Annotated in this window: 23 protein-coding genes; 13 read left to right on the top strand and 10 right to left on the bottom strand. The window is 73.8% G+C overall.

Annotation, left to right across the window (positions count from 1 at the left end):
- The first annotated feature begins 56 nt into the window (after positions 1–56).
- Positions 57–521: a hypothetical protein gene (locus M0638_RS07870; RefSeq protein WP_248666419.1), complete on the top strand. Its 465-nt coding sequence runs from the start codon at positions 57–59 to the stop codon at positions 519–521.
- 49 nt (positions 522–570) lie between these two features.
- Positions 571–1,254: a MarC family protein gene (locus M0638_RS07865; RefSeq protein ID WP_248666418.1), complete on the top strand. Its 684-nt coding sequence runs from the start codon at positions 571–573 to the stop codon at positions 1,252–1,254.
- A gap of 331 nt (positions 1,255–1,585) precedes the next feature.
- Here the strand turns inward: M0638_RS07865 and M0638_RS07860 are convergent, their stop codons facing one another.
- Positions 1,586–3,001, bottom strand: a complete 1,416-nt coding sequence (locus tag M0638_RS07860) for an FAD/NAD(P)-binding protein (RefSeq protein WP_248666417.1) — start codon at positions 2,999–3,001, stop codon at positions 1,586–1,588.
- Positions 3,002–4,301: 1,300 nt separating this feature from the next.
- Between M0638_RS07860 and M0638_RS07855 the strand changes: the two genes are divergently transcribed.
- From M0638_RS07855 to M0638_RS07830, 6 genes are all read left to right on the top strand, one after another.
- Entirely contained in the window at positions 4,302–5,369 is a 1,068-nt protein-coding gene (locus tag M0638_RS07855) for a Bug family tripartite tricarboxylate transporter substrate binding protein (protein ID WP_248666416.1), read from the top strand.
- A 37-nt stretch (positions 5,370–5,406) separates the two neighbouring features.
- Positions 5,407–6,507 (top strand): LLM class flavin-dependent oxidoreductase, encoded by a 1,101-nt coding sequence (locus M0638_RS07850; protein WP_248666415.1) that lies wholly within the window; start codon positions 5,407–5,409, stop codon positions 6,505–6,507.
- A gap of 11 nt (positions 6,508–6,518) precedes the next feature.
- Positions 6,519–7,475 (top strand): ABC transporter substrate-binding protein, encoded by a 957-nt coding sequence (locus M0638_RS07845; RefSeq protein WP_248666414.1) that lies wholly within the window; start codon positions 6,519–6,521, stop codon positions 7,473–7,475.
- Between the two features lie 8 nt (positions 7,476–7,483).
- Positions 7,484–8,449: an ABC transporter substrate-binding protein gene (locus M0638_RS07840; RefSeq protein ID WP_248666413.1), complete on the top strand. Its 966-nt coding sequence runs from the start codon at positions 7,484–7,486 to the stop codon at positions 8,447–8,449.
- Between the two features lie 14 nt (positions 8,450–8,463).
- Complete coding sequence (locus M0638_RS07835) at positions 8,464–9,774, top strand: O-acetylhomoserine aminocarboxypropyltransferase/cysteine synthase family protein (protein WP_248666412.1); 1,311 nt, start codon at positions 8,464–8,466, stop codon at positions 9,772–9,774.
- A 123-nt stretch (positions 9,775–9,897) separates the two neighbouring features.
- Positions 9,898–10,914, top strand: a complete 1,017-nt coding sequence (locus M0638_RS07830; protein WP_248666411.1) for an isopenicillin N synthase family dioxygenase — start codon at positions 9,898–9,900, stop codon at positions 10,912–10,914.
- 188 nt (positions 10,915–11,102) lie between these two features.
- Here the strand turns inward: M0638_RS07830 and M0638_RS07825 are convergent, their stop codons facing one another.
- The 5 genes from M0638_RS07825 to M0638_RS07805 form a co-directional block, all read right to left on the bottom strand.
- Entirely contained in the window at positions 11,103–11,990 is an 888-nt protein-coding gene (locus tag M0638_RS07825; protein ID WP_248666410.1) for an efflux RND transporter periplasmic adaptor subunit, read from the bottom strand.
- On the bottom strand, positions 11,987–12,196 hold the full coding sequence (locus M0638_RS07820) for a DUF1656 domain-containing protein (protein ID WP_248666409.1): 210 nt from the start codon (positions 12,194–12,196) through the stop codon (positions 11,987–11,989). Before M0638_RS07820 ends, M0638_RS07825 begins: the two co-directional genes overlap by 4 nt.
- A complete protein-coding gene (locus M0638_RS07815) occupies positions 12,193–14,244 on the bottom strand; it encodes an FUSC family protein (RefSeq protein WP_248666408.1) in 2,052 nt (683 codons plus the stop codon). The genes M0638_RS07820 and M0638_RS07815 overlap by 4 nt, the downstream gene beginning before the upstream one ends.
- Complete coding sequence (locus tag M0638_RS07810) at positions 14,244–14,705, bottom strand: MarR family winged helix-turn-helix transcriptional regulator (RefSeq protein WP_248666407.1); 462 nt, start codon at positions 14,703–14,705, stop codon at positions 14,244–14,246. Before M0638_RS07810 ends, M0638_RS07815 begins: the two co-directional genes overlap by 1 nt.
- 391 nt (positions 14,706–15,096) lie before the next feature.
- A complete protein-coding gene (locus tag M0638_RS07805) occupies positions 15,097–16,359 on the bottom strand; it encodes a flavin-dependent oxidoreductase (RefSeq protein ID WP_248666406.1) in 1,263 nt (420 codons plus the stop codon).
- A gap of 86 nt (positions 16,360–16,445) precedes the next feature.
- On the opposite strand from M0638_RS07805, the gene M0638_RS28785 reads away from it, so the two are divergent.
- Positions 16,446–16,967, top strand: a complete 522-nt coding sequence (locus M0638_RS28785) for a MarR family winged helix-turn-helix transcriptional regulator (RefSeq protein ID WP_282571903.1) — start codon at positions 16,446–16,448, stop codon at positions 16,965–16,967.
- Positions 16,968–17,235: 268 nt separating this feature from the next.
- On the opposite strand, the gene M0638_RS07795 is transcribed toward M0638_RS28785, so the two are convergent.
- Positions 17,236–17,862, bottom strand: coding sequence for a TetR/AcrR family transcriptional regulator (locus M0638_RS07795; protein ID WP_248666405.1), 627 nt, complete (start codon positions 17,860–17,862; stop codon positions 17,236–17,238).
- Between the two features lie 110 nt (positions 17,863–17,972).
- Here M0638_RS07795 and M0638_RS07790 point away from each other — a divergent pair, with 110 nt between their 5' ends.
- The 4 genes from M0638_RS07790 to M0638_RS07775 all read left to right on the top strand — a co-directional run bounded on the left by M0638_RS07790 (position 17,973) and on the right by M0638_RS07775 (position 22,298).
- Positions 17,973–19,058, top strand: coding sequence for a catalase family protein (locus tag M0638_RS07790; RefSeq protein WP_248666404.1), 1,086 nt, complete (start codon positions 17,973–17,975; stop codon positions 19,056–19,058).
- A gap of 10 nt (positions 19,059–19,068) precedes the next feature.
- Positions 19,069–19,764: a hypothetical protein gene (locus tag M0638_RS07785; RefSeq protein WP_248666403.1), complete on the top strand. Its 696-nt coding sequence runs from the start codon at positions 19,069–19,071 to the stop codon at positions 19,762–19,764.
- A 1-nt stretch (position 19,765) separates the two neighbouring features.
- Positions 19,766–21,142, top strand: coding sequence for a Dyp-type peroxidase (locus tag M0638_RS07780; RefSeq protein WP_248666402.1), 1,377 nt, complete (start codon positions 19,766–19,768; stop codon positions 21,140–21,142).
- A gap of 130 nt (positions 21,143–21,272) precedes the next feature.
- Positions 21,273–22,298 (top strand): Bug family tripartite tricarboxylate transporter substrate binding protein, encoded by a 1,026-nt coding sequence (locus M0638_RS07775; protein ID WP_248666401.1) that lies wholly within the window; start codon positions 21,273–21,275, stop codon positions 22,296–22,298.
- A 111-nt stretch (positions 22,299–22,409) separates the two neighbouring features.
- Here M0638_RS07775 and M0638_RS07770 read toward each other — a convergent pair whose 3' ends face one another.
- From M0638_RS07770 to M0638_RS07760, 3 genes are all read right to left on the bottom strand, one after another.
- Positions 22,410–22,871 (bottom strand): DUF3237 domain-containing protein, encoded by a 462-nt coding sequence (locus tag M0638_RS07770; RefSeq protein ID WP_248666400.1) that lies wholly within the window; start codon positions 22,869–22,871, stop codon positions 22,410–22,412.
- Positions 22,872–23,345: 474 nt separating this feature from the next.
- Positions 23,346–23,963 carry a helix-turn-helix domain-containing protein gene (locus M0638_RS07765; RefSeq protein WP_248666399.1) on the bottom strand — a complete coding sequence of 206 codons (618 nt, stop codon included), beginning with the start codon at positions 23,961–23,963 and terminating at the stop codon, positions 23,346–23,348.
- 302 nt (positions 23,964–24,265) lie between these two features.
- A complete protein-coding gene (locus M0638_RS07760) occupies positions 24,266–25,345 on the bottom strand; it encodes an ABC transporter ATP-binding protein (RefSeq protein ID WP_248666398.1) in 1,080 nt (359 codons plus the stop codon).
- Between the last annotated feature and the right edge of the window lie 6 nt (positions 25,346–25,351).

The raw sequence follows: 25,351 nt of genomic DNA, 5'->3' as shown, positions 1-25,351 counted from the left end.
CCCCGGCACATGCGCTATACGGCCCGGCGGAACCATGGCTGCCCCGGAGGATGAGCGTGAAGGGACCTTTCCGTGCCGTGATGCCGGCGCTCCTGGCGGGGATGCTCGTCGCCGTCCTGGCGCTGGGCGTCGCGGCGCAGGAGGGCCGTCCGGCCCGTACCCCCGACGCCACGCTGGAGATCGAGCAGCTCCGGGTCGGGCTGCTCGCCGCCGGTGCCTCGCTGGGCGGCGGCCGGCTGCATTTCCAGGACCGCGAATACCCCTTCACCGTGCAGGGCATCGAGTTCACCGGCGCCGGCATCGCCACCCTGTCGGTAAGGGGCGACGTCTTCGGCCTCGCCCGCATCGAGGATTTCCCCGGCCGCTACCGGCCGGAGCCCGCCGAGGCGGGGGAGTCACCGACCCGGTCCAGCCAGTGGCTGTTCCGCAACGACCACGGGGTGGAGGTCCGCCTCCGCTCCGAGCGCAGCAGCGGCTCGCTGCGGATCAGCGACACCGGGCTGCTCGTCGAGTTGCGCTGAGCCGGGCGCCGGGAATCCGGCACAGGGGCGGACACGGGAGCGGGCACGCATGATCCTCGACGGCTTTCTGGTCGCCAAGCTGGTGACCCACTGGCTGTTCGGCATCTCGACGATGCTCAGCATCATCAACCCGATCGGCCTCGCCTTCGTCTTCCACGACATGACACGCTGGCTGACCGCCAGGGAGCGCGCCCGCCTCGCGCGCCGGATCGCGCTCAACGCCTTCATCGTGCTGATCGTGGCGCTGTTCCTCGGCGCCCGCGTGCTGAACTTCTTCGGCATCTCGCTGGAGGCGCTGCGCATCGCGGGCGGCCTCGCCGTCGCCGCCTCGGGCTGGCGCATGCTGGCGGCGGAACCGGCACGGGCCACCGAGCCGCCGAGTGCCATGGACACGGCGCCGGTGGACCGCATGGCCTTCTTCCCCCTCACCCTGCCGCTCACCACGGGGCCGGGCTCCATCGCCGCCGCCATCGCCCTCGGCGCCGAGCGCGACACCGAGGCGAGCGGGGCGCTGCTGGTCGCCGTGCTGTCCGCGGTGCTGGTCTCCCTTACCGTCGCGGCGCTGATCTGGGTTGCCTATGCCAATGCCGAGGCGGTGGCGCGACGGGTCGGGCCACAGGGCACCGTGGTTGCGACCAAGCTGACCGCCTTCCTGCTGCTCTGCATCGGCGCCCAGATCATCCTGACCGGCGTGACGGACGCGCTGCGACCGCTGCTCGCGGGCATGTCCTGAGCGCCCGGCTCTGATGAGACCGGTGCGCGGATGCGCCCGATCCGGCGCGGACTGGGCCGCGTGCCATGCGCCGGCCCGGCCGGGCCAGGGCAGGGCCGCAGGTGCGGCTCGCCGCGATCGCCTGCGACCTGCGCCGGAGCCTCGGCCTGCCGATTGGGCGGCGGGCGTGACCACGCGTCCGGGCCCGGATCCCGTCGGGATGGCGGCCCGCGGGACATTCGGCATCGGGGAAAAGCCGTCCGGGTAGCCTCCCCGCGCAAACCTGCCCGACAACCACCCCCGGCCCCGCCGCGCCCGCGCCCGCGCCTGAGGGCAAGCCGCGCACAGGTCCTCAACAGCCGGCCCGGGGCGCGGCGGCAGCCAGCCCCCGTGCCAGGGTGGCCAGATGCTCGGCCAGCGTCTCGCACTGGCGGCGCAGGTCGGGCACGGCCGTCATCTCCCAGAAGCGCCCCTTCGTCACCGGACCGACGGCGAACAGGTCGCGCGCCATGGCGCCGTCGCGGCCGAGCAGGGCGCAGGTATCGGTGACGTCGAGCCCCAGGCGGCAGGGATCCGGCCGCGCCAGCCCGTCGAGCAGCAGCCCGCGCAGGAGCGGATGCGGGATGCGATCGTAGTCACAGCCGGGGCCGGCAGCGTTGATCACCCGGCACACGCTCAGCCGCTCCGGCGTCGCCGCCCGCCAGGGACGGAAGATCACGACCGCCCGGTCCGGCCCCTCCGGCTCGATGCGCAGCAGCCGGCCGCGATGCAGGCGCAACTGGCCGGCCCGCCGCGTCGCCTCCACCCGGTCGGCCACGGCCGGCGGCATGCGGTGGCGATGCACGTCCCACCAGGGCCGCAGATGCCGCAGGAAGCGGGCCCGGTCCACCGCCGACAGGGCCTGCCAGAGATCCTGGGTGAAGGGCCGCAGCGCATCGATCACCGGCTGCCAGTTGCTGCCGGCCCGTTCGGCGGCCGCCGCCTCGCGCCGCAGCGTCCGCAGCAGGGACAGCAGCGTGGTCGGCAGGGCGAAGAGCTGCGCCGGCGGCGGCACGGCCGGCGCGGCATGCCGCCGCGGCAACAGACCGCGGCGGGAGATCGCGTGGATCGGGCCGCGATGCCCCCGATCCAGCAGCGACACCACGCTGTCGACCGTGGTCAGGCCGGTGCCGATCAACAGCACCGGTGCCTCGGGGTCGAGATCGGCGAAGGCCTCGGGCGCCCAGGGATCGGGGCGGAACAGCGGGCCGTTGAGCAGCGTGGCCGTCGCCGCCGCCGGCGGCTCGGGCGGGAAATTGCCGGTCGCCAGCACGACGAGATCGGCCCGCAACTCCCGCTCGCGATCGAGCCGCAGCGTCAGACCGGCCCGATCCCGCCGGAGCTCGAGAACGTCGCCGCGCAGCAGCTCCAGCCGCCCATCGGCTTCGGGGCGCTTCAGCTCCTCGTTCAGCAGGTGCCGGACATAGGCGCCGAACTGCCGGCGCGGCACGAAGCCGTGCTCGGTCGGCGCCGCGTCGGCCTCGCAGGGCTGCGTCCGCAGCCAACGCAGGAAATCGAGCGGCCGGTCGTGGAACGCGCTCATCCGGCCCGCCGGCACGTTCAGCAGATGGTTGGGATTGCCGGTCGCATAGGCCTGGCCGCGGCCGAACTGGCTGCTGCGCTCGATCAGCCGCACGCAGGTCGAGGGCGGACATCGGCGCAGCGCATGCAGCGCGAGAAGGGTGCCGCTGAACCCCGCGCCGACGATGGTCAGCGATACGTCAGTCATGCCGGCTCCGCAGGAACGTCATGCGACATCGCCCTGGTAGCGGACGGGCCGAAGGTCGTCGGCGCCGCGCCTTACGTCCGCCGGCCAGCCACCCGCTCGTCTGTCCCCGGCGCCGGCCCACGCCAGGGCCCGGATGTTGGCGTCGGGCCGATCCGATCGGCAAGGGGATTGTCGGCCGGCCGGGAGCCGCGACGCAACGCACTTCGCCGCTCCTCTGCATGCCCGTCTCCGGAGCCGGATGGGGGCGGACCGGCACCGGCACTGGCACCGTCGGCGGCATCGGTGCCGGAGCGGCGAGGGCGCGGGCCGACACCGCGCCGCCCTGCCGTCCGCGCCGATCGATCGGAAGCGAGGTGGCATTCGCCACCGGCGGCGAACGGCCGTCGGCCGGCCCGCGGGCGACATGCTGGATGCCGACCGGGCCCGGTTCCCGGCCAGGACGGGCTGCCCGAGCCGTGGTGACAACTCCCGGCTGATGGCGCGGGCGAGGATGTCGGCCGGCTCGCCAGCCGGGCAGGGACGACGAGCCGGGTCGGCCGCTCCGGCCCGCCTGGCGTGGCCGGGGTCCCGGTTCGCGCGACGCCGCCACCGGCAGCGGTCAGCGGCGGCAGGGACAGAGGCCCGGCAGGCACAGGCTGCCCCGGCGCGTCCGTGGCAACGGGGTGGGTCTTCCCGGCCATGGCGGTGCGCTGGCGGCCGGCAGGGCATGAACCACGACCGCGATCGTGCGCGGCGGCAATAACGATCGAATATCGGATAATTTGTCCCCCGCGCTGTCCGTGGCGGGGATGATTCGGTCACTGGCCGGGATCAAGGCTCGTCCTGCCCGACGGACAGCGTCGGCGGGAACGACGGGCGGGATGGAAGACCGCCTCGAATGCCGCGGCGCGAACACGCAATCCGTTGATCGGACGATGGAGTTGGCCGGCCACTCGATCATGGCGCCGGACGCCGGCGCATCGCCGCGCCGGCCACGAAAATAGCGAAATTCAATCGTTGAACTTGATAAACACTATTGACTGACGCTAAATTATGCGCGCGGATGCGGCTCTCGGTGTCGTCAGGCGCCGAGCCCGAGAGGTTCGATCCATGGCTGGCCCATCGCTGTCACGAGCATCCCTGCTGTCCCCCTGCCCGTCGGGCGGTGCCGACCGGTGCTGTCGGCAGGGGCAGGCGCCGGGACCGGTTTCCGGCCGTCCAGGCAGCCCGCCACGCTGAACCGGCTTGCCGGACCGCTTCCGATCCGACGTCGCACGCGGCGCGCCCGAACTGGCGCGCCATTCCGGGAAGACCTGACACCATGCGCTTTCCTCGCCTGTCCGTGCCTGCCGCCGGCGCCGCCGATCCCGGCCGGAAGCCGGACCTGCCGCCGGCCTCGCCTCGCCTGACGCGACGCGTCCTGATGTTCGGCGCCGCGGCCCCGTGGCCCGCCGCCGCACGCGCCCAGCCGGAGGCGGGCCAGCCTGCCGCGTTCGACCATACCCTTCGCTTCGTCGTCTCGGCGGCGGCCGGGGCCAGCCTGGACATCCTCGCCCGCACCCTGGCGCCAGCGCTCGGCGCCCGCCTCGGCCAGAGCGTGGTGGTGGAGAACCTGGGCGGGGGCGGCGGCGTGATCGCCATCAACCAGGTGGCGCGTGCCCCGGCCGACGGCCACACGCTGCTGGTGACGGGCGACTCCATCGTGCTGGCGGAGGCGCTGCTGCCGAATGCCGGCTACGCCGTCCGCACCTCCTTCGCGCCGGTCACGCAGGCGATCCGTGCGTCGCAGATCCTGGTGACGCATCCCGGCACCGGCATCCGCACCGTGCAGGACTACGTGGCGCGCGTGCGGGACCAGCCGGGGCGGCTGAATCTCGGCCTGCCGGGCTGGGGCGGCATCGCGCACGTCATCAGCGAGATGCTGAACCGCCAGCTCGGCGGGCTGCGGGTGGAGTACATCCCCTATCGCGGCGGCGCGCCGGCGGCGCTGGACCTGCTGGCCGGTCAGCTCGACGCCGTCATCATCACCCTGCCGGCCGTGACCGAGTACGTGCGGCAGGGCCGCCTCGTGCCGCTCGCCGTGACGACGGCCGCGCGCGATGCCGCACTGCCCGAAGTGCCGACCCTCGCCGAGACGGTGGCGCCGGGCTTCGACGTCGACAGCTGGCAGGGGCTGCTGGCGCCCGCCGGGACGCCGCAGCCGGTGCTGGACCGGCTCCACGCGGAGATCGCGGCCGCGCTGCGCAGCCCCGCCGTGCGGGATCGGCTGGTCGACCTCGGCTACGAAATCGTCGCGGCGCCGCCCGAGGTGTTCGCGGCCCGCCTGAACGCCGCCAGCCAGCGCTTCGGCGAGACCATCCGCTCGGCCGGCATCACGGCGCGCGGCTGAATCCCGCTCCATCCTTCATCTCAGCGAGGTTTCTCCCATGTCCCTGCACATCACGGGCATGATCTGGGCGCGCCCGACCTCCGACCTGGAGCCACCCTCCGGCGAGGCCTTCCAGCCCGACTTCATCGAGGCGATCACCCGCGCCCACGAGGATGCCGGCTTCGATCGCGTGCTGGCCGGCTACTGGACCAACGCCGCCGACGGCTTCCTCGTGCTCGCCCACGCGGCCGCGGTGGCGAAGCGGATCGGCTTCCTGCTGGCGCACCGCCCCGGCTTCGTCTCGCCGACCCTGGCGGCGCGCAAGCTCGCCACCCTGGACCGACTGACCGGCGGCCGGCTCGCCCTGCACGTCATCTCGGGCGGCGAGGATGCCGACCAGCGCAAGGATGGCGACCACGCCGACCATGCGGCGCGCTATCGCCGCACCGACGAGTTCCTCGACGTCGTCCGCCGGGTCTGGTCGGCGGCGGCCCCCGTCAGCCACCGGGGCGAATTCTACCATGTCGAGAACGCCTGGTCGGACATCCGCCCGGTCCATGGCAGCCTGCCGATCTTCTTCGGCGGCGCCTCGGAGGCGGCCCTCGGCGTGGCGGCGCGGCATGCCGACGTCTACGCCCTGTTCGGCGAGCCGCTGGCCGACACCGCGGCGGTGCTGGACCGCGTGCGCGCGGCGGCGCAGGGCCGGCCGATCGCCTTCTCCTGGTCCAACCGGCCGATCCTCGGCGCCACCGAGAAGCAGGCCTGGGACCGCGCGCACCACATCCGCGAGCGCGCCCTGGCGAAGCTGCGCGGCGCCGGCGAGGCGGGGCTGATCGCGGCCGGGCAGGCGGTGAATTCGCAGCGCCTGATCGGCCTGTCCCGGCGTGGCGAGGTGCTGGACGAGCGGCTGTGGACCGCCATGGCCGGCGTGCTGGGCGGGCGCGGCAACAGCACGGCCCTGGTCGGCACGCCGGAGCAGGTGGCGCGCGCCATGCTGCGCTACCGCGCCATCAGCGTCTCCCACTGCATCCTGCGCGGCTGGGACCCGCTGCCGGACGCCGCCGAGTACGGCCGCGAGCTGATCCCGCTGCTGCGCGCGCTGGATGCGGACGCGGGCGCCGGGCGCGTCAGCGTCGCGGCCCGGCCGGTGGCGGCGTGAGGCGGCCGGCCATGCGCCTTCCGCGTCGCACCGCCCTCCTCGCCGCCGGCGCGCTGCTGGCGGCACCGGCCATCGCCCGCGCCGCGCCGCCGGTGCTGCGGGTCGGCAACCAGCGCGGCGGGCTGCGCTCGCTGCTCGACGTCTCCGGCGTCGCGCAGGACCTGACCTACCGCATCGAATGGAGCGAATTCCCCGCCGCCCAGCCGCTGCTGGAGGCGCTGAACGCCGACGCGGTGGATCTCGGCTCGATGGGCGACCTGAACTTCTTCAGCGTCTACGCCTCCGGCGCGCCGATCAAGGCGATCGCGGCGCAGCGTTCCGACGGCGCCAGCCAGGCGATCGTGGTGCGCGGCGCCCCCGGGGGCGACGGGCCGATTCGCACCCTGGCCGACCTGCGCGGCAAGCGCGTCGCCGCCGCGCGGGGCGGCTGGACGCACTACTCGCTGCTGGCGATCCTGCGCAACGCCGGCATCGACCCGGCGGAGGTCCGCATCGCCTGGATGCTGCCGGCCGACGCGGCGCTGGCCTTCCGCGCCGGCGAGGTGGATGCCTGGTCGATCTGGGAGCCCTACACCTCGCTGGAGGTGCTGCAATTCGGTGGCCGCGTGCTGGCCGACGCGCACGGGCTGACGCCGAGCGCCAGCCTGATCGCCGTCAACCGGTCGGCGCTGCGGGAGAAGCGGCCGCTGCTCGCCGACTTCGTCCGCCGCCACGCCGCCGGCTGGGCCTGGGCGCGCGGCCACCTCCCGGAATACGCCCGCTCCACCGCGCAGCTCATCCGGCTGCCCGTGCCGGTGCTGGAGCGCGCCTACCGCGTCAACGATGCCCGGGCGATCCCGCTCGACGACGCGCTGATCCGCGAATTCCAGACCGCCGTGGACCGTGCCACCGAGTACGGCGTGATCGCGCGCCGCATCAATGTCGCCGAGGCCGTGGACACCAGCTTCCCGCCCGGCCTGGAAGGCTGAGACCGACGATGACCGACCATGCCGCCGCCCCGCGCCTCGCGCGACGGGGTCTGCTGCTCGCCACCGCCGGCACCCTCGCGGCGCCCGGTCTGCTCCGCGCGGCCGAGCCGGTGCTGCGCATCGGCAACCAGAAGGGCGGGCTGCGCTCGCTGCTGGAGGCCTCCGGTGTCGCGAAGGACCTGCCCTACCGCCTCGAATGGAGCGAATTCCCCGCCGCCGCGCCGCTGCTGGAGGCGCTGAACGCCGGGGCGCTGGATCTCGGCTACCAGGGCGACCTCGCCTACCTCACCGCCTTCGCCGCCGGGGCGCCGCTGAAGGCGATCGGCGTCGGCCGGCCCTCGCCGGCCGGCCAGGGCATCCTGGTGCGCGGCGACGGGCCGATCCGCACCGTGGCGGAGCTGCGCGGCAGGCGCATCGCCGGCAATCGCGGCGGCTGGGGCCAGTACCTGATCCGCGCCGCGCTGAAGCGCGAGGGCATCCGGCCGGACGAGGCGGCCATCACCTTCCTGCCGCCCACCGACGCCTCGCTCGCCTTCCGCTCCGGCCAGGTGGATGCCTGGGCGATCTGGGACCCGTACATCTCGCTTGAGGTGCTGCAATTCGGCGCCCGCGTGCTGGTGGACGGGCGCGGCCTGACGCCCTCGATCATGTTCGTCTCCGCGCACGAGGCGGCGATCCGCGACAAGCGGCCGCTGCTGGAGGACTTCCTGCGCCGCTTCCGCGACGGCTGGGGCTGGGCCAACGCGCACGTTCCGGAATACGCGCGCTACAACTCGGCGCTGACGCGCATCCCCGTGCCGGTGCTGGAGCGCGCCTACGCGAACGAGCGCACGCAGCCCGGCGTGCTGGACCGGGCGATCGCCACGGAGTTCCAGGCGGCGGCGGACCAGGCGGTGGAATTCGGCCTGCTGCAACGCCCCGTGGACGTGACGCGGGCGCTCGACTTCAGCTTCGCCCAGGCGCTGGCCGGCTGAACGGGAGACGGACGATGAGCGAGCAAGGGCAACGCCCCGAGACCCTGGCGCTGCATGCGGGCTGGCGGGCCGATCCGGCCACCGGTGCCGTGGCGGTGCCGATCTACCAGACCACCTCCTACCAGTTCGCCGATGCCGAGCACGCACGCAGCCTGTTCGCGCAGGAGCAGCTCGGCTACGCCTACACGCGCACCGGCAACCCGACCAGCAACGTGCTGGAACAGCGGGTGGCGGCGCTGGAGGGGGGCATCGGCGCGCTGGCCGTGGCCTCCGGGCAGGCGGCCTCGGCCTTCTCGCTGCTCGGGCTGGCGGAGGCGGGCGACAACGTCGTCTCCTCCACCGACCTCTATGGCGGCACCTGGAACCTGCTCGCCAACACGCTGCGGCGGCAGGGCATCGAGGTTCGCTTCGTCGATCCGGCGGACCCGGAGGGCTTCCGCCGCGCCACCGACGACCGCACCCGCGCCTACTACGCCGAGACCCTGCCCAACCCGAAGCTGGAGGTGTTCCCGATCGCCGAGGTGGCGGCGATCGGCCGGCCGCTCGGCATCCCGCTGATCGTGGACAACACGGCGGCGCCGGTGCTGGCGCGGCCGCTCGACCACGGCGCGGCGGTGGTGGTGTACTCGGCCACCAAGTATCTCGGCGGGCACGGCACCTCGATCGGCGGCCTCATCGTCGATGGCGGCAATTTCGACTGGGCCGCCTTCCCGGCGCGGCAGCCGGTGCTGAACCGCCCCGACCCCTCCTATCACGGCGCGGTCTGGGTGGAGCACGCGCCGCGCCTCGGCCTCGGCCCCTACATCGCGGCGGTGCGGTCGACCCTGCAGCGCGACCTCGGCGCGCCGCTCTCGCCCTTCAACGCCTTCCAGATCCTCCAGGGCATCGAGACGCTGCCGCTGCGCATCGAGCGGCATTCGGCCAACGCCGCCACCGTCGCCGCCTGGCTGTCGCACCACCCGGAGGTGCGCCGCGTCATCCATCCCTCGCTGCAGATCGGCGAGGCACGGCTGCGGGCGGAGCGGGTGCTGCGCGGCGGCTTCGGCGGCCTCGTCGGGTTCGAGCTGCGCGGCGGTGCGGCGGCGGGGGCGCGCTTCATCGACGCGCTGCGCCTGCTCTACCACGTCGCGAACATCGGCGATGCGCGCTCGCTCGCCATCCACCCGGCGACGACCACGCATTCGCAGCTTTCCCCGGCGGAGCAGGCGGCCACGGGCGTGACACCCGGCTATGTGCGTCTCTCCATCGGCATCGAGCACATCGACGACATCCTGGCCGATCTGGATCAGGCGCTGGATGCCGCCCGCCTCGCCGAGGCGGCCTGAACGCAAACGCCGGCGGAGGTCCAGGAACCTGAGGTTCCTGGCGGGAGGATCCAAGGAGGGCAGCGCCCTCCTTGGGCGTTTCCACCACCTCCCCGCCGATCGCGACCCACACGGACGAACCCCATGAGCCTCACCTTGAGCAAGCCCGCCCTGCCGGTCCTCGATCTCGATGACCTGACCGCCGACCGCGCCGACTTCCTGCGCCGGCTGCGCGCCACGGCGCGCGACATCGGCTTCTTCTACCTCGCCGGCCACGGCATCGATCGCGACGAGATGGACACGGTGCTCGCCATCTCCCGCCGCTTCTTCGCGCTGCCGGAGGCGGAGAAGCGCAAGGTGCAGATGATCCACTCGCCGCACTTCCGCGGCTACAACCAGGCCGGGCTGGAGCTGACGCGCGGCCGCGAGGACTGGCGCGAGCAGTTCGACATCCACTCGGAGCGCGAGGCGTTGCCGCGCACGCCGGACGCGCCGGCCTGGACCCGGCTGCAGGGCCCGAACCTCTGGCCCGAGGCGCTGCCCGAGCTGCGGCCGGTGCTGCTGCGCTGGCAGGCGCGGCTGACCGAGGTGGCGACGCGGGTCGTCTCGGCGCTGGTGGAATCGCTGGAACAGCCGGCCGAGGCCCTGGCCGCGATCTACGCCGACCGGCCGAACCAGACCATGAAGCTGATCCGCTATCCCGGCGTGGAGGGCGCGCGCTCCGACCAGGGCGTCGGCGCGCACAAGGACAGCGGGCTGCTGACGCTGCTGCTGCAGGACGAGCACCGGGGCCTGCAGGTGCAGGCGGAGGACGGGTGCTGGATCGAGGCCGATCCGATCCCCGGCACCTTCGTGGTGAACATCGGCGAGCTGCTGGAACTGGCCTCGAACGGCTATCTGCGTGCCACCATCCACCGCGTGGTCAGCCCGGCCCCGGGCACGGAACGGCTGTCCGTCGCCTTCTTCCTCGGCGCGCGGCTGGATGCGACGGTGCCGCTGCTGCAATTGCCGCCGGCGCTCGCGGCCGAGGCGAAGGGGCCGGCGAGCGACCCGGAGAACCCGCTGTTCCGCGAGGTCGGGCAGAACTACCTCAAGGGCCGGCTGCGCTCGCACCCGGACGTGGCGCAACGCTACCACGCCGACCTGCTGGCGCCGCGCTGAGGCAAGGGAGAAGCGCCCCCGCGCGCCTCTCCCTCTCCGGCCGCCCCGCCAGCCGCGCGCGCGATGCCGGCCCGCGCCGGTCAGGAGGGTGCCGGGCGGCAAACCCGGGCGCCTGGGAAATCCGCGCCGCGCGTCGCCTTTCCAGCCCCGGGAGACAGCTTCCGTCGGCGGGAAGTCCTATCGGGCGATCACGGCGCCCGTGGCGGCGACGTGCCGAGGATCTCCACCGTGACGGTGCGGCCGGCGATCAGACGGCCATCCGCCCGGTCGCCGGCGAGCGAGATGCGCACCGGCACGCGCTGCGCGAGGCGGACCCAGCTGAAGGTCGGCGTGACATTGGCGAGCAGGCTGGCCGTGTCCGCGCGTTCGCGGTCCTCGATGCCGCCGGCGATGCCCGCAACCCTGCCCTCGATCGTGCCGTCCTCGCCCATGATGGTGATGCGCGCCGGATCGCCCACATGGATCCGGCCGAGCTTGGTCTCCTCGAAATAGCCGAGGACGTGGAAGCTTTCCTGATCGACCAGGGCCGTGACCGCCCCGCCCGCCGCGACGTAGTCGCCCCGGCGGAGGTGGAGATTGGTGATCTTGCCGCCGACCGGGGCCCTGACGGTCGCCCGCTCGAGGTTGAGCCGTGCCACGTCGCGGTCGGCCAGCGCCCGCTCATAGGCCGCCTGCGCCTGCGTCACCGACGTCTCCGCCCGCTCGCGCCCCTGCTGGCTGACCGCGACGTTCATCAATTGCCGGGCACGGTCGCGGTCGCGCAGCGCCATCTCCAGGGCGGCGCGCCGGTCGACGAGGCTGGATTCCGCCTGCCGCAGCGCGAGCTCGAAGCGCCGCGGATCGATCCGGAACAGTACGTCGCCCGCCTGCACGCGCTGGTTGTCCTCGACCAGCACCTCGCCCACGAGGCCGGAAACGTCGGGGGCGAGGCGGACGACCTCGGCGCGCACCCGGCCGTCGCGGGTCCAGGGCGCCTCCATGTAGTATTCCCACATGTGGCGGCCGAACAGGAACGCGCAGCCGACCATGGTCGCGGTCAGCAGCAGACGGCCGGACGACGCGGCGAGACGCTTCATCGTGGCACTCCCCGCGCCAGCATGACCAGCGCACCGAGCAGGCAGGTGTAGAGGGCGAGGTTGAACAGCGGCGGATGCCAGACGAGGCGGTAGAACCCGACGGCGTGCAGGAGCCGGCGCAGCGCCGCGAGCGCCATGAACGCCGCGAGGGCGAGCACGCCGAAGGTCGGGATGAAGACGCCGTGGAGGTCGATCTCCTGCATCATGCCGCCTGCCTCCCCGCGAGGGCCTCGCGGTACCGCGGCGCCGGCGCTGCCGGGTCGAGCGCCTGCCGCAGCCCCGCCAGCGTGAGGACCGCTTCCCGCGCGGGCCTGCCGGCATGCGCCGCGACGGCCGCGAGGCAGGCGTCGACGGCCTCCACGAGCTCGGCCAGGCCGGCGCCGGTCACCGCCCTGGCGCCGCGATAGTGGTCGGCGAGCTGCGCGAGCAGCGCGTCGATGCGGGCGCCCGGCGGGCCGGGAAGCTGCCGCCGCTCGCGCTGCAGCGTCGTGATGTTGAGGCCGGCCCTGAGATCGCGCAGGAGGTCGCTGGCCAGGAGATCGGATTCCCGCGTGGCGGCGGCGAGGCGGGGCGCGAGGAGGCCGAGCGTATCGAGCAGCCGCTGCTGCAACCGGGCATGGTCGGGTGGCCGCCGGCGGGAGGCGGCCTCGGCGATCCGGGCCCAGCCGACATGCAGCAGCCGCCGCGCGCTCGCCGCCGCCCCCACCGAACGCACCAGCGAGGCGGTGAGCATGGCGAGCATGATCGCCAGGACGAGCGCGATGTTGCCGTTGAGGAAGGCGGCGGCGTCCAGGGTCAGGCGGGATTGCAGCGTCAGCATGAACGGCACGTTGACGCATATGCTCATGCCGACGAGGTAGCGCGCCGGGATGGCGAGGAGCACGCCGGCCGGGATCAGCAGCACGCCGAGCGAGGCCGCGAGCGGCAGGAAGCTGTCCACCATGGGGAAGACCGCGAACTGGTAGACGAAGGAGACCGCCGCCGCCAGGAGCACGAACACCATGAATTTGCGCATCGCCGGCACCGGGTCGTCCATGCCCGCCAGCAGGCAGCAGAAGACGCCGGCGATCTGGGGCACCGTGACGCCGTCGGCCCAGCCGGTCGCGATCCAGAGGACGCAGCCGATGAGGACCGCCAGCGTGGTGGCGAAGCCGGAAAGCGCCGCCATGCCGACATCGAGATGCAGGTCCGGCCTGCCCGTTGCCGCGACGGCGCGCCGGGCGCGCGGCGAGCGCATCGCGCCGCTGGCGAGGTCGGCGCGCAGGGCGCGGCAGTCCTGCCAGAGCGCGACGAGGTCGCGCAGCCGGCGCGCCAGGTTGGCCAGCAGCAGCCCGGCCCAGGCCGGGTGCGCCGCCCCGGCCGCCTCCAGGCGGTCGATCGACCCTTGCAGCCGCTCCGCCGCCGCCTCGGAAGCCTCCCCGGCCGCCAGCCAGTCGGCGGCTTCCCGCAGCACCGCGAGCGTCGCCGCGTCCAGCGCGCCGTCCCGCCGCAGGCCCGCGACATGATCCTCGATCGCCGAGACCAGCGGCAGCAGCAGGATCATCCGCTGCTGCAGGGCCCGCAGCAGATCGGCCATCGCGGGGCTGCCGGCGGTGTCGTAGCCGACATGGGTGGCGAAGGCGCGCATGTCGACCGCGTCCGCCGCGAGGCGCCGCCGCTCGCGGACCGCGTCGCCGGCCTGCCGCTCGCCGAGCAGCGCGTCCCGGGCCAGCCGCGCCGCGTTGCCGAGCCAGCCATCGACCCGCGCCGTGAGCACCGGCCCGGCATGCCGCGGGAACACGACGCGGCTGACCAGCGCGGCGCAGATGATGCCCAGCCCGATCTCCTCGACGCGCGAGACGGCGGTGTCGAAGGCGTTCTCCGGCGCGGTGACGAGCGGCAGGCCGGCGAGCAGCACGGTGTAGCCGCCGAGCAGGAAGACGTAGCTGCGCGGCGTCCGGTCGAGCAGGCTGACGAAGACGCAGAGCCCGACCCAGGCGGCGATGGCGAAGGAAAGCAGCTCCGGCGCGTTCACGAGGTTGGGCACCAGGATGACGGTCATGACGCCGCCGATGACGGTGCCGAGCAGCCGGTAGACCGCCTTCGAGGTGATCGCCCCCGCCAGCGGGTGCGCGATGATGTAGACGGTCCCGACCGCCCAGAACGGCCGTGACAGATCGAAGCGGAGCGCGATCCAGTAGGCGAGCATCGCCGCGACGAAGGTCTTCACCGAGAAGACGATGTCGGCGGCGCTCGGCCCCGCTTGCCCGCCCATCAGCCCTTCCGCCGTTCCAGCCGCACCGCCAGCGTTCCGGTGAGGATCCCGAGGACGCGCATCGTCGCCTCGAGATCGGCCGGCTGCGCCTCCGCCAGCAGCTCCCGGCGCAGCGCGGCGAAGGTGTTCTGCGTGCGGCGCGCGAGCCTGCGGCCGTCCTCGGTCAGGAAGACCTGCTTCGCCCGGCGGTCGCGCGGGTCCTCCTGCCGGTGGATCAGCCCATCGCGTTCCAGATTGTCGAGCACGCGCACCACCGAGGTGCCTTCGAGCCCCAGGCGCTCGGCGAGCTCGCCCTGGCGGATGCCGTCCCCCTCGCGCAGCAGCAGCGCGAGCGGCAGGGCCGACGCGTCCGACAGGCCCTCATCCGCCAGCGCCTGCGCGATCACCCGTCGCCAGGACTGGGCGACGGCCATCAGCTTGGGCCCGAGATCGGCCCAGGGATTCGGCGGAAACCGGTGCATGACCATTAGATCGCATATCATCTATCATGGCGCAAGCCCGTTCTCGTCGCCCGTTCTCGCCGCCAGCGCATGGCCGTCCTCCTCGACGCCGAGGGCGTCGAGCAGGCGCGCGCAGCGCGGCGAATTCGGCGCCGGCACGGCGGCGCGGCCGTTCCGGCGGGATCGCCACCTCGGTGGCGATGCGGCCGGCCTCCGGCACCACGGCAGCACCACTGCGGTTCGCTGCAGCTCGTTGTTCCCGGCGCGGATTCACGCCGCCGGGCGTGTCCGCCCGCCGGCGATCCGCACTAGAGCCGATCCAGCCTGACTGTATCAGGCCGGAACGGCTCTAGCCTTTTGATTTTTCGCATTTTCCGAGCCGCTGAGCGAGGACGCTCAGCTTGAAAATGCTCTAGCCGGCCGTGGAACGCAGCCGCGCCGAAAGGCTCTCCCGCGCGTTGAGCAGCGCCGGGTCGAACCCCGCCTTGCGCTTGTAGCCTTGCGAGATCGCCGTCAGTTCCGCCAGCGGCAACACCGCCTCGCGCCCGCCCAGGGCGGCGAAGCCGTCCGGTGCACGCTGCGCGGCCAGGTCCAGCACCAGGTCCGGCCCCTGCGCCCGCGCCGCCTGCACCAGCGCCGAGGTCGCCGGCCGCCGTGCCGCCTCGTAGGCCCGCAGCCCCGCCACGGCCTCGCCCTCGGTCGCCAGGTGGAAGGCGAGGGTCCGCGCGTCCAGGATGCCCTGCGAGGCGCCGTTCGAGCCGATCGGGTACATCGGATGCGCCGCATCCCCCAGCAGCGTCACCCGCCCGCGCTTCCAGGCCGGCAGCGGGTCGCGGTCGACCATCGGGAACTCGTACACCGCCTCCGTCGCCCGGATCAGCGAGGGGACGGAAAGCCAGCCCCATTCCCAGCCGGCGAAGTCCGGCAGGAAATCCTCGATCCGCCCGCGCCGGTTCCAGTCTTCCCGCGCCCAGTGCATCCCCTCGGGCATGCGCTTCTCGGCGATCCAGTTGACCAGCGCCGGCCGCTCCGCCGTCGCCTCGCGGATCGGGTAGCAGACGAATTTCAGGTCGCTCCGGCCCGCCTGCACCATGGTCCGCCCGGTCAGGTAGCCGGGATGTTCGGAAACGGCGCGCCACATCAGGTTGCCGTTCCAGCGCGGCGCGCCCTCCGCCGGGTGCCAGGCGGCGCGGATCGCGCTGTGGATGCCGTCCGCCGCCACCACCACGTCGCCGCGCGCCTCCCCGCCGCCTTCCAGCCGCAGCGTCGCGCCCTGCGCATCGGATTCCGCCCCGATCCCGCGCGAGCCGAGCCGGATCGCATTCCCCAACCGCTCCCGCGCCGCCTCCAGCAGCAGCATGAACAGCACGCCGCGATGGATGCTCACCTGCGGCCAGCGATAGCCGGCGGCGAGGCCGCGATCCTCGCGCCACACCTCCTCGCCCCGCTTCGTGGCGTAGAGCAGCTCGCGCGTCGGCACGCCGGCGGCCAGCACCCGCTCGCCCAGCCCCAGCTCCGTCAGCTCGCGCACCGCATGGGGCAGCAGGTTGATGCCGACGCCGAGCGGCTTCGGCACCGCCACCGCCTCGTGCACCTCAACCCCGATCCCCGCCTGGTGCAGGGCGAGCGCCAGGGTCAGCCCGCCGATCCCGCCGCCCGACACGATCACCTGCATGGACGCCTCCCGCCGCCTGACGCCCCGCGGCTTGCCGCGGCGCGATTTTGCCGAACAATGCCCACGTGTCCCGAAATGTTCAATCGTTGAACGATTCCGACGGCCCGCCCATGGACCCCGCCGGGGACCCCGCCAGGGAGCCCCGCACCGGATCGGACGCCGCCGATCCGGCCGCGGCCGCGCCGATCGGCCATGGCCCGCTCGCCGGCACCGTGTCCTATGGCCTCAAGCGCGCCTATCGCCGCATGATCCGCGACCTGGAGGCGGCGCTGCTGCCGCACGGCTTCACCCCGCCGCTGCTGGCCGCCCTGTCCATCGCCGCCGCCAATCCCGGCATCGCCCCGAGCCGGCTGGCCGAGGCAATGGGGCATGGCCGCTCCCGCGCCGCGCCGCTGCTCGACCTGCTGGCGGCGAAGGGCCTGCTGGAGCGCCGCCCCGGGCCGGACCGGCGCAGCCTCGGCCTGTGGGCGACGCCGGCCGGGGCGGCGGCGCTGGCGACGCTGCGGCCGGTGCTTCTCGCGCATGAGCGGCGGATCACCGCCGGCCTGTCGCCGGCCCAGACGCAGGGCCTCGCCGACACGCTGGAGGCGCTGGCGCCGGAGGGCTGATCCGCCTCCCCCGGCCCTCCCGACACGGACCGGCCGCGCCCACCGGCCCGGGGCGGCAGGTCCCTACAGCGAACCGCGGTCCGGTTGGGACTGCGGTTCGCTGTCGCGCGTTGTTCCCGGCGCGAATTCACGCCGCCGGGCGTGTCCGCCCGACGGCGATCCGCCTAGAGCATTTTCAAGCTGGGTGTACTCACCCAGCGACCCGGAAAATGCGAAAGACCAGAAGGTTAGACCCGTTCCGGCCTGATACAGTCAGGCCGGAACGGGTCTAGCCCGCCGCCGGTTCCAGCATCCGGCGCAGCACCGCGACGAAGACCGCCTCCGGCATCGCGTCCCCGCCATCGCGCAGCACCACCGCGTACCACAGGCCGAGCAGCGTCTCCGCCAGGGTCGTCGCCGGCAGGGCAGGCCGCAACCCCAGCCGGTCCGCCAGCCCCTCCAGAAGCCCGGCGAAGCCGGCCGTGACCCGCGCCTCCGCGACCCGCAGCCGCGCCGCGAAGGCCGGGTCGCGCTGGGCATGCAGACGCAGTTCCAGCGCCAGCGTCGCCCATTCGCGCCGGGCGCCGAGATCCCGCAGCCAGCCGGCGAGGGTGGCGAAGCTGCGTTCGGCATCCGCGTCGCGCAGCGAGGCCGCGACCGCCGCCAGATCGGCCTGCTGCGCCGCCAGGTGCCGCTCCATCACCTCCAGCAGCAGCGCCTCCTTACCCGCGAAGTTCGAGTAGAAGGCCCCCTGGGTGAAGCCGGCTTCCACGCAGAGCCGGCGCAGCGAGAGGCCGGGGATCGATTCCGTCACGATCAGGCGCGCGGCGGCGGCGAGAAGCCGCTCCCGCGTCGCCGCCTGGCTTTCCGCCCGCGTCCGGTATGCCGCCGCCTCGGCTCTGTTCGCACTGTCCATCGGGAACCTTCCAACCGGATATCACTTGATATCCCGACCGCCCGCCTGCCCGGGCGGACGCCACAACGCGGCGCGCGCCGCATCGAGCCGGCAACATCGAGGCGAGCGACGTGGAGCCGATCCGTTTCCATCCCGATATCGAACGCATCCCCGAGGACGAGGCACGCCTCACGGACGAGATCGTCGCGCGGATGGGGGCGGCCAGCCGGTGCGCCTTCGAGCGGCACCGTCATGCCATCCGCGATGCCCACGCGAAATCCCACGCGGTGCTGAAGGGCACGTTGACCGTGCATGACGGCCTGCCGCCCGCGCTGCGCCAGGGCCTGTTCGCGGCGCCGGCGACCTATGAGGTGGCCGCCCGCCTCTCCTCCGCGCCCGGCGACATCCATTCCGATGCCATCCCGGCGCCGCGCGGCTTCGCGATCAAGGTGCTCGGCGTGCCCGGGGAGCGTCTCTCGCCGGAGATCGGCGGCGCGAACCAGGACTTCCTGATGGTCAACTTCCCGACCCTCGCCTTCGGCACGGTTGCCCGGTACCAGGTGCTGCTCGGCGTGCTGGAGGCGAATTCGCACGCCCCGGACATCGTCCAGCGCCTCGTCGCCGGCGTCGCGCGCGGCGCGAAGGAGGCGGTGGAGGCGCTGGGCGGCACCCCGGGCGCCACGCTGGACGGGCTGGCGCGCGACAACCACCACCCGCTGGGCGAGACCTACCACACCCAGGGCGCGCTGCGCTTCGGCGAGCACGTCGCCAAGCTGTCCCTGGCCCCGGCCTCGCCGGAGGTCCGGGCGCTGACCGGCCAGCCGGTCGAGGATGTCCGCCACTCGACCATGCGCGACGCGATCGGCGCCTTCTTCGAGCGGCACGGCGCCGCGTACACGCTGCGGGCGCAGCTCTGCGTCGATGCCGATGCGATGCCGGTCGAGGACGCGGCCGTGCCCTGGGACGAGGCGCTGTCGCCGCACCGCCCGGTCGCCACGCTGCGCTTCGGGCCGCAGGCGGCCTACACGCCGGGGCGGCAGGTCTGCGGCGACGACCTGCTCTCCTTCAACCCCTGGAACGGCATCGCGGCGCACCGGCCGCTGGGCGGCATCATGCGCATCCGCCGCGCGGCCTACGACCGGTCGAGCCGCTTCCGCCACGCCATGAACGACCGACCCAGGGCCGAGCCGAGCCGGCTCGACGAGATTCCCGATTGAGGAGCGCGCCATGACCCAGTCGAAGGACCCGAGGCTCGCCGACGAGACCCGGCTGGCGGAGATCCGCCGCCGCGTCGCCGAGCTGGCGCAGGACGTGCCGCAGCTCGCGAGGATCGCGCTGGAGGCGATGGTCCGCGACCACAACCCGGACTACAAGGGCAGCGCACGCAAGGCCGGGCGCGCCGGCAAGCAGTCCGGCAACGTCTCCGAGCTGACCGCGATCGCGACGCTCAAGCCCGGCGGCGCGGACCGGCTGCGCCGCATCTTCGACCTGACCGACGGCAACATGGACGGCGCCCAGCGCGTCTCCACCCTGCACGACATGCGCTTCGTCTTCTTCGACGACGACACGCGCATCCTGTTCGCCACCACCTATGACGGCGACTGGGACACCTACATCAACGACTTCGCGACCAAGATCCCCGGGCTGATGGACCTGCTCTTCGCGAATGTGGAGGGCTGGCCCGGGATCGGCAGCCCGACGGTGAAGGACTTCATCGCCGGCCACCAGATCGACGCCGCCGGCTGGTTCGTCGCCAACCCGCAGGTGACGGTGGTGGACGTGCGCCGCTACCAGCGGACGGAGAAGGCACTGAACGCCTTCCTCGACGCGATGGCCGCCAACGCCGCGATGGACCCGGCGACGCGCGCCGCGCTGGAGACGCTGAGCCGCGCGATCGCGCAGCCCGAGGGCGTGGACTACTGAGATGGGCATCCTCTCCGACCTCGCCGCGCGCTTCCGCCGCGACCGGGCGACGCTGGCGCTGGACGACATCCAGGCGCTGATCCTGCGCTCGCGCCCCGAGCCCTATGTCGGCCTCCACGCCATGCTGCACGTGGACGAGGCGGCGGGCGGGCGCGACCTGGTCCGCCGCCTCGCGCCGCACATCCCCGCCGCCGCCGACTGGACCGGCGAGCTGGAGGCCTGGACCGGCGTCGCCATCAGCCATACCGGCCTCGCGGCGCTGGGCGTGCCCGAAGCCTCGCTCGCGAGCTTCCCGGTCGCCTTCCGCCAGGGCATGGCCGGCCGCGCCGAGCAACTGCGCGATGTCGGCGAGAACGCGCCGGCGCACTGGGAGGATGCCTTCCGCCCCGGCACCTGCCACATCGCGCTGACCATCTACGCGCGCGACGACGCGGCGCTCGACGCGGCGATCGGCCGGGCGATGGGGGAGTTCGACCGCTCGCACGGCGTCACCCTGGTCGGCACGCACCGCTTCGGCGCCGACGTGGACGCGAAGAACCCCTTCGGCTTCCGCGATTCCATCTCGCAGCCGACGGTCGCGGGCAGCGGCGTCGAGCCACAGCCGGGGCAGGAGCGCGCCATCGCCGCCGGCGAGTTCATCCTCGGCGAGAACAGCGAGACCGGCGCGCCGCTCGCCATGCCGGAGCCGGCCGCGCTCGGCCGCAACGGCTCCTTCGTGGTGCTGCGCAAGTACCAGAGCCGCGTCGGCGCCTTCAACGACTTCGTCCGCGCCCACGCCCCGGAGCCGGCGGCGCAGGAGAGGCTGGCGGCGCAGATGGTCGGCCGCTGGCGCAGCGGCGCGCCGCTCCCCCTCGCGCCCGAGCACGACGATCCCGCGCTCGGCGGCGATCCGCGGCGCAACAACGCCTTCGACTTCGCCGGCGACCCGCGCGGCCTGGTCTGCCCGCACGCCTCGCACATGCGCCGGCTCAACCCGCGCGACGGCCAGCTCACCATCCTGACCGACGTCAACATCCACCGCATCATCCGCCGCTCCTCGACCTTCGGGCCGAAATGGAGCGCGGACGTCACCGCCGACGACGACGCGGCGGCGGATCGCGGCATCTACTTCATCTTCATCAGCGCCCGCGCCTACGACACGATCGAGTTCCTCCAGCAGGAATGGATCAACCGCGGCAATTTCATCGACCTCGGCGAGGAGCGCGATCCCGTCGTCGGCCTGCACGAGGCGCCGGGCACCTTCACCATCCCCGCCAGCCCGGTCCGGCGCCGGGTGGACGGGGTGACGACCTTCAACCGGCTGCGCGGCGGCGAATACATGTTCATGCCCTCGCTCTCCGCCCTGCGCTGGATCGGCGACGCCGGCTGGCAGGGCTGAACGCCCGTCCGAGCGGCGCCGGCCTCCGGGAACGGGGGAGGGAAGAGGGCGGCGAACGGTGCTATGTCCCGCGCAACGACGCGATTCCGGCCCGCTCGCCGGGCCGACGTCACGAGGGACAGGAAACGCCATGCCGCCACCCGCGCCGCTACTGCCCGCGATGCCTTCGGCGCCGCGGCGCCCGGGCGGGCCGCCCCGGCGCCTCGCCCGCCGCGCCCTGCTCGCGACCGCCCTCCTGCCGGTCGCCGCCCGCGCCGCCGTGCCGGACCACCCGACCCGCCTCGTCCTCGGCTTCCCGCCCGGCAGCGGCCCGGACGTGGTGGGCCGCATCCTCGCCGACGCGCTGCGCGAGGCGCTGCCGGCCGGCGTGGTGGTGGACAACCGGCCCGGCGCCGCCGGGGCGCTCGCGGCGCAGGAGGTGGCGCGCGCCGCGCCCGACGGCGCCGCCCTGCTGTTCGGCGAGGTCGGGCAGCTCGCCATGGCCCCCAGCACCTATGCCCGGCTGCCCTACGACCCCGCGCGCGACTTCGCCCCGGTCGCCGAGGTCGCGGCCGCCGACTTCGCCTTCGTGGTGCCGCCCTCCACCCCCGCCGCCACCCTGGCCGAGTATCTCGCCTGGGCGCGGGAGCGGCAGCAGGTCTTCCTCGGCACCTTCGGCGCCGGCGCGCCCGGCCATTTCGGCGCCGCGATCCTGGCGGCCGAGGCCGGCTTCCCCGTCGAGGCGGTGCATTTCCGCGCCACCGGCGATGCCATGTCGGCGATCCTCACCGGCAACGTGCAGGGCATGTTCGGCACCGTCGCCCTGGTCGCGCCGCACGTGAAGGCGGGCCGGCTGAAGGCCCTCGCCGTCACCGGACCGGCCCGCTCGCCGCTGCTGCCCGAGGTGCCGACCACCACCGAGCTGGGCCAGCCCGCCCTGGCCTTCGAGGCCTGGTTCGGCCTCGTCGCCCCCGCCGCGACGCCGCCCGCGACGCTCGACACGCTGTCGGCGGCGGTGCTGCGCGCCCTCGCCGCGCCGGCGGCACGGGGGAGGATGGAGGAGGCCGGCTTCCGCGCCGCGCCACAGGGGCGGGAGGCGTTCGGCGCCATGATCCGGGCCGAGACGGCGCGCTGGGCCGAGGTGGTGCGGCGCACCGGCTTCCGCGCGATCGAGTGATGCGACGGGCGGGGCCTGCCTCGGGGCGCTGCCCCGGCCCCCGCGAAGGGGCGAAGTCCCCTTCGAGACCCCCGATTCATGAAGACGGGTCGAACGATCCCGCCGTGCGTGTCAGACCTCGACGACGCGGATCACCACGCTGTCCGGTCGCCGCTCCCCGTAGCCGAGGAACAGGCTGCGGCCGAGCCACGCATGCGCCGGCGCGGCCGTCTCGAAGACCGGCGCGGTGCGGAAGTAGACGCGCTCCGGCGGCACCCGCTCGCCGCGCAGCAGCCGGGCCATGTCCTCCGGCGCGGCATGGCGCAGCCCGCGGTTCACGACGTAGACCAGCGTGCCATCAGCGAGGCGCAGCGTGTAGCGCGCCTCGATCTCGGCCACCCCGTCCGGCCGGATGAGCTGGAAGTCCGCCCCGCCGGCCAGGATCTCGCCCCGCAGGCGCGGCCCGGACACCGTGCCGCCAAGGATCGGGATGACCCGCCGTTCGCCCGACGGGCCGGGCCCGACGATCACCGGCGCCCCGACCGCCACCTCGAGCGTTGCGACCGGCCGCGCGGCCGGCGTTTCGTCGTGCATCGTTCCCGTCTCCCGGTTCCGCGGAACCCGTCGCCCCGCCTCGCCCTCGGGCATCCTCGGCCCGGCCGCACCCGCTCGGCCGGAAAAGGCTCCCGTGCCCTGGCGCCGAGGTCCGAACGACCTCGGCCCCAGGATACTGGCCCCAGGATACTGGCCACAGGATACTGGCCACAGGGTACCAATGGTTTGATCGACGTTGATGATTGTTTGATGGACGGATCGGTGAACCGCGCGACCGATGGCCCCGGCGGGGAAACGATAGCCAAGGCAGGTTGCGGGGCCGCACGTCGTCCAGCGAGCCCGACCCAGTCGGCCGTTTCGGAAACGCCTCGCCAATCTGGCAATGCCGGTCAGCCACACACCCGAAACCGTGATGCCGGGCGATCCCTGGCGCGAGTCCTGGCAGATCCCCCGATCATACCGTCGCTTTCCACCGCCCATCGCTGCACCGCACTCCGGACCCGTGCAATGCCGTCATTCCTGCCCCTTCCGGATGTTCAGCCAGAGCGCCCTGGCCGTCTCCGGCTCGGTGTTGACCACGCGGTGCGGCTCGTCGGAACGATAGGAGATCAGGTCTCCCTCGTTCAGCGTGTAGGTCCGCGACCCCAGCATCACCTCGATGCGGCCCGCCAGGACGACGCCGAATTCGTGCCCCTCATGCGTCATCTGGTCGTCGGCGCCGGACGGGCCCGGCGCGTAGTCGATCAGCGACACCTCGATGCCGAGGGAGTCGTCGTCCTTCAGGACCCGCCGGCGGACACCGTTGCCGTCCACGAAGACGCGCTGATCCGCGCGCCGCGACACCGGCCCCTCGCCCCGCGCCGCCGGCGGCGCCAGCAGCTCCCCCATCTGGGTGCCGAGCGCCGAGGCGACGACGACCAGGGTGCTGATGGAAGGCCCCGTCCGGCCTCGCTCCAGCAGGCTCAGCATCGACACGCTGAGAGCGGTCCGCTCGGCGAGCTCCTGAAGCGTCAGCGCCCTGGCCAAGCGCAGCGCGCGGATGCGCTGCCCGATTCCGGCCAGCACCGCCGCCGTCTCCGCTGCCGCGGCTTCCGTGGCCGCCGGCGCGGCCGGCCGGTCGGTTTCCGTCACCGCCGGGGCCTTCCGGCGTGGGGCCAGCGCCGCTGCGCCGGCAGGCGGGCCCTGTGGCCGCATCGGCCGGGCGCGCGCCACCACCGCGTTCCGCCCACCACCCGCCCGTTTTTCGGCCATCGCGTCCGAGGTCTCCTGTCCGTCACGCCATGCCGGTCGTCTCGCCGGTGCGCCTGCCGGCCGTTCTACAGCGGATCGCCATGCCATGGAGGCCGCGATGCGCCCCGGCGCAGCGGCGCCTCGGAAGGTCCTAGCCGGCTCCGATCCGTCCACGGGCCGTCTTGCCGGCACCGGCGCCCGGCTCAGATCAGGGTGGCCGCCCCGGCCTCCCACGCCGCCAGCACCGGCTGCCCGACGGCGAAGAGCGGGGCCTCCTGACCCTCTTCCTGGCCATTCGGCCGCACCGCCGTCAGCGTGCCCCCCGACGGCAGCGCGATGCGGTAGCTGGAATTGCTGCCGTGGTAGATCGCCTCCACCACCTCGCCGGCCAGCGCCCCCTCGGCCGGGCCGGGACCGGCCGCCGGGCGCAGCGCGATCCGCTCGGGGCGGATGCCGAGCCGCACCGGGGCGCCGTCCGGCAGCGCGCAGCCCGGCGGCGCCGGCAGCAGCGCCCCGGCCGCCGCGATCCGGCCGGCCTCGTTCCCGGCGACGAAGCGCCCCTCCAGGATGTTGGTCACACCCATGAAATCGGCCACGAAGGGCGTCGCCGGCCGCTCGAACACCTCGCGCGGCGTGCCGCACTGCTCGATGCGGCCGCCGTTCATCACCGCGATCAGGTCGCTCAGCAGCAGCGCCTCCTCCTGGTCGTGGGTGACGAACAGGCTGGTGATGCCGAGCTCGCGCGTGATGCGGCGCAGCTCCACCTGCATCGCCTCGCGCAGCTTGCGGTCGAGCGCGCCGAAGGGCTCGTCCAGGATCAGGATGCTGGGCTCGATCACCAGGGCGCGGGCCAGCGCCACGCGCTGCTGCTGCCCGCCGGAAAGCTGGCTCGGGTAGCGTTCGGCCAGATGGCCGAGCCGCACCACCTCCAGCATGCGGCGCACCCGCCCCGCCGCCTCGCCGGCCGCCACGCGGCGCATGCGCAGGCCGAAGGCGACGTTCTGCGCCACCGTCATGTGCGGGAACAGCGCCAGGCTCTGGAACACCATGCCGATGCCGCGCTGCGCCGCGCCGAGCCGGGTGACGTCCCGCCCGTCCAGCAGCACGCGGCCGGTGCTCGGCTCGACGAGGCCGGCGACGATGCGCAGCGTGGTGGTCTTGCCGCAGCCGCTGGGGCCGAGCAGGGTCAGGAACTCGCCCGGCCCGGCCTCGATCGAGACGGAATCCACGGCCTGGAAGTGGCCGTAGCGCCGGCCGATGCCGTCGAGCTGGAGATGGGCCATGGGTTT

Origin of the sequence: Roseomonas acroporae, assembly GCF_023223525.1 — a bacterium.
In the GTDB taxonomy this organism is placed as follows: domain Bacteria; phylum Pseudomonadota; class Alphaproteobacteria; order Acetobacterales; family Acetobacteraceae; genus Roseomonas_E; species Roseomonas_E acroporae.
Note: the sequence above shows the minus strand (reverse complement) of the source record. Positions and strands in the feature narration are given on the sequence as shown.

Coding starts and splice junctions, on each gene's coding strand:
- M0638_RS07855 (WP_248666416.1), top strand. CDS start 4,302: ATGCGCTTTCCTCGCCTGTCCGTGCCTGCCGCCGGCGCCGCCGATCCC.
- M0638_RS07830 (WP_248666411.1), top strand. CDS start 9,898: ATGAGCCTCACCTTGAGCAAGCCCGCCCTGCCGGTCCTCGATCTCGAT.
- M0638_RS07860 (WP_248666417.1), bottom strand. CDS start 3,001: ATGACTGACGTATCGCTGACCATCGTCGGCGCGGGGTTCAGCGGCACC.
- M0638_RS07770 (WP_248666400.1), bottom strand. CDS start 22,871: ATGCACGACGAAACGCCGGCCGCGCGGCCGGTCGCAACGCTCGAGGTG.
- M0638_RS07810 (WP_248666407.1), bottom strand. CDS start 14,705: ATGCACCGGTTTCCGCCGAATCCCTGGGCCGATCTCGGGCCCAAGCTG.
- M0638_RS07845 (WP_248666414.1), top strand. CDS start 6,519: ATGCGCCTTCCGCGTCGCACCGCCCTCCTCGCCGCCGGCGCGCTGCTG.
- M0638_RS07840 (WP_248666413.1), top strand. CDS start 7,484: ATGACCGACCATGCCGCCGCCCCGCGCCTCGCGCGACGGGGTCTGCTG.
- M0638_RS07835 (WP_248666412.1), top strand. CDS start 8,464: ATGAGCGAGCAAGGGCAACGCCCCGAGACCCTGGCGCTGCATGCGGGC.
- M0638_RS07825 (WP_248666410.1), bottom strand. CDS start 11,990: ATGAAGCGTCTCGCCGCGTCGTCCGGCCGTCTGCTGCTGACCGCGACC.
- M0638_RS07820 (WP_248666409.1), bottom strand. CDS start 12,196: ATGATGCAGGAGATCGACCTCCACGGCGTCTTCATCCCGACCTTCGGC.
- M0638_RS07850 (WP_248666415.1), top strand. CDS start 5,407: ATGTCCCTGCACATCACGGGCATGATCTGGGCGCGCCCGACCTCCGAC.
- M0638_RS07815 (WP_248666408.1), bottom strand. CDS start 14,244: ATGGGCGGGCAAGCGGGGCCGAGCGCCGCCGACATCGTCTTCTCGGTG.
- M0638_RS07795 (WP_248666405.1), bottom strand. CDS start 17,862: ATGGACAGTGCGAACAGAGCCGAGGCGGCGGCATACCGGACGCGGGCG.
- M0638_RS07865 (WP_248666418.1), top strand. CDS start 571: ATGATCCTCGACGGCTTTCTGGTCGCCAAGCTGGTGACCCACTGGCTG.
- M0638_RS07785 (WP_248666403.1), top strand. CDS start 19,069: ATGACCCAGTCGAAGGACCCGAGGCTCGCCGACGAGACCCGGCTGGCG.
- M0638_RS07780 (WP_248666402.1), top strand. CDS start 19,766: ATGGGCATCCTCTCCGACCTCGCCGCGCGCTTCCGCCGCGACCGGGCG.
- M0638_RS07805 (WP_248666406.1), bottom strand. CDS start 16,359: ATGCAGGTGATCGTGTCGGGCGGCGGGATCGGCGGGCTGACCCTGGCG.
- M0638_RS07760 (WP_248666398.1), bottom strand. CDS start 25,345: ATGGCCCATCTCCAGCTCGACGGCATCGGCCGGCGCTACGGCCACTTC.
- M0638_RS07775 (WP_248666401.1), top strand. CDS start 21,273: ATGCCGCCACCCGCGCCGCTACTGCCCGCGATGCCTTCGGCGCCGCGG.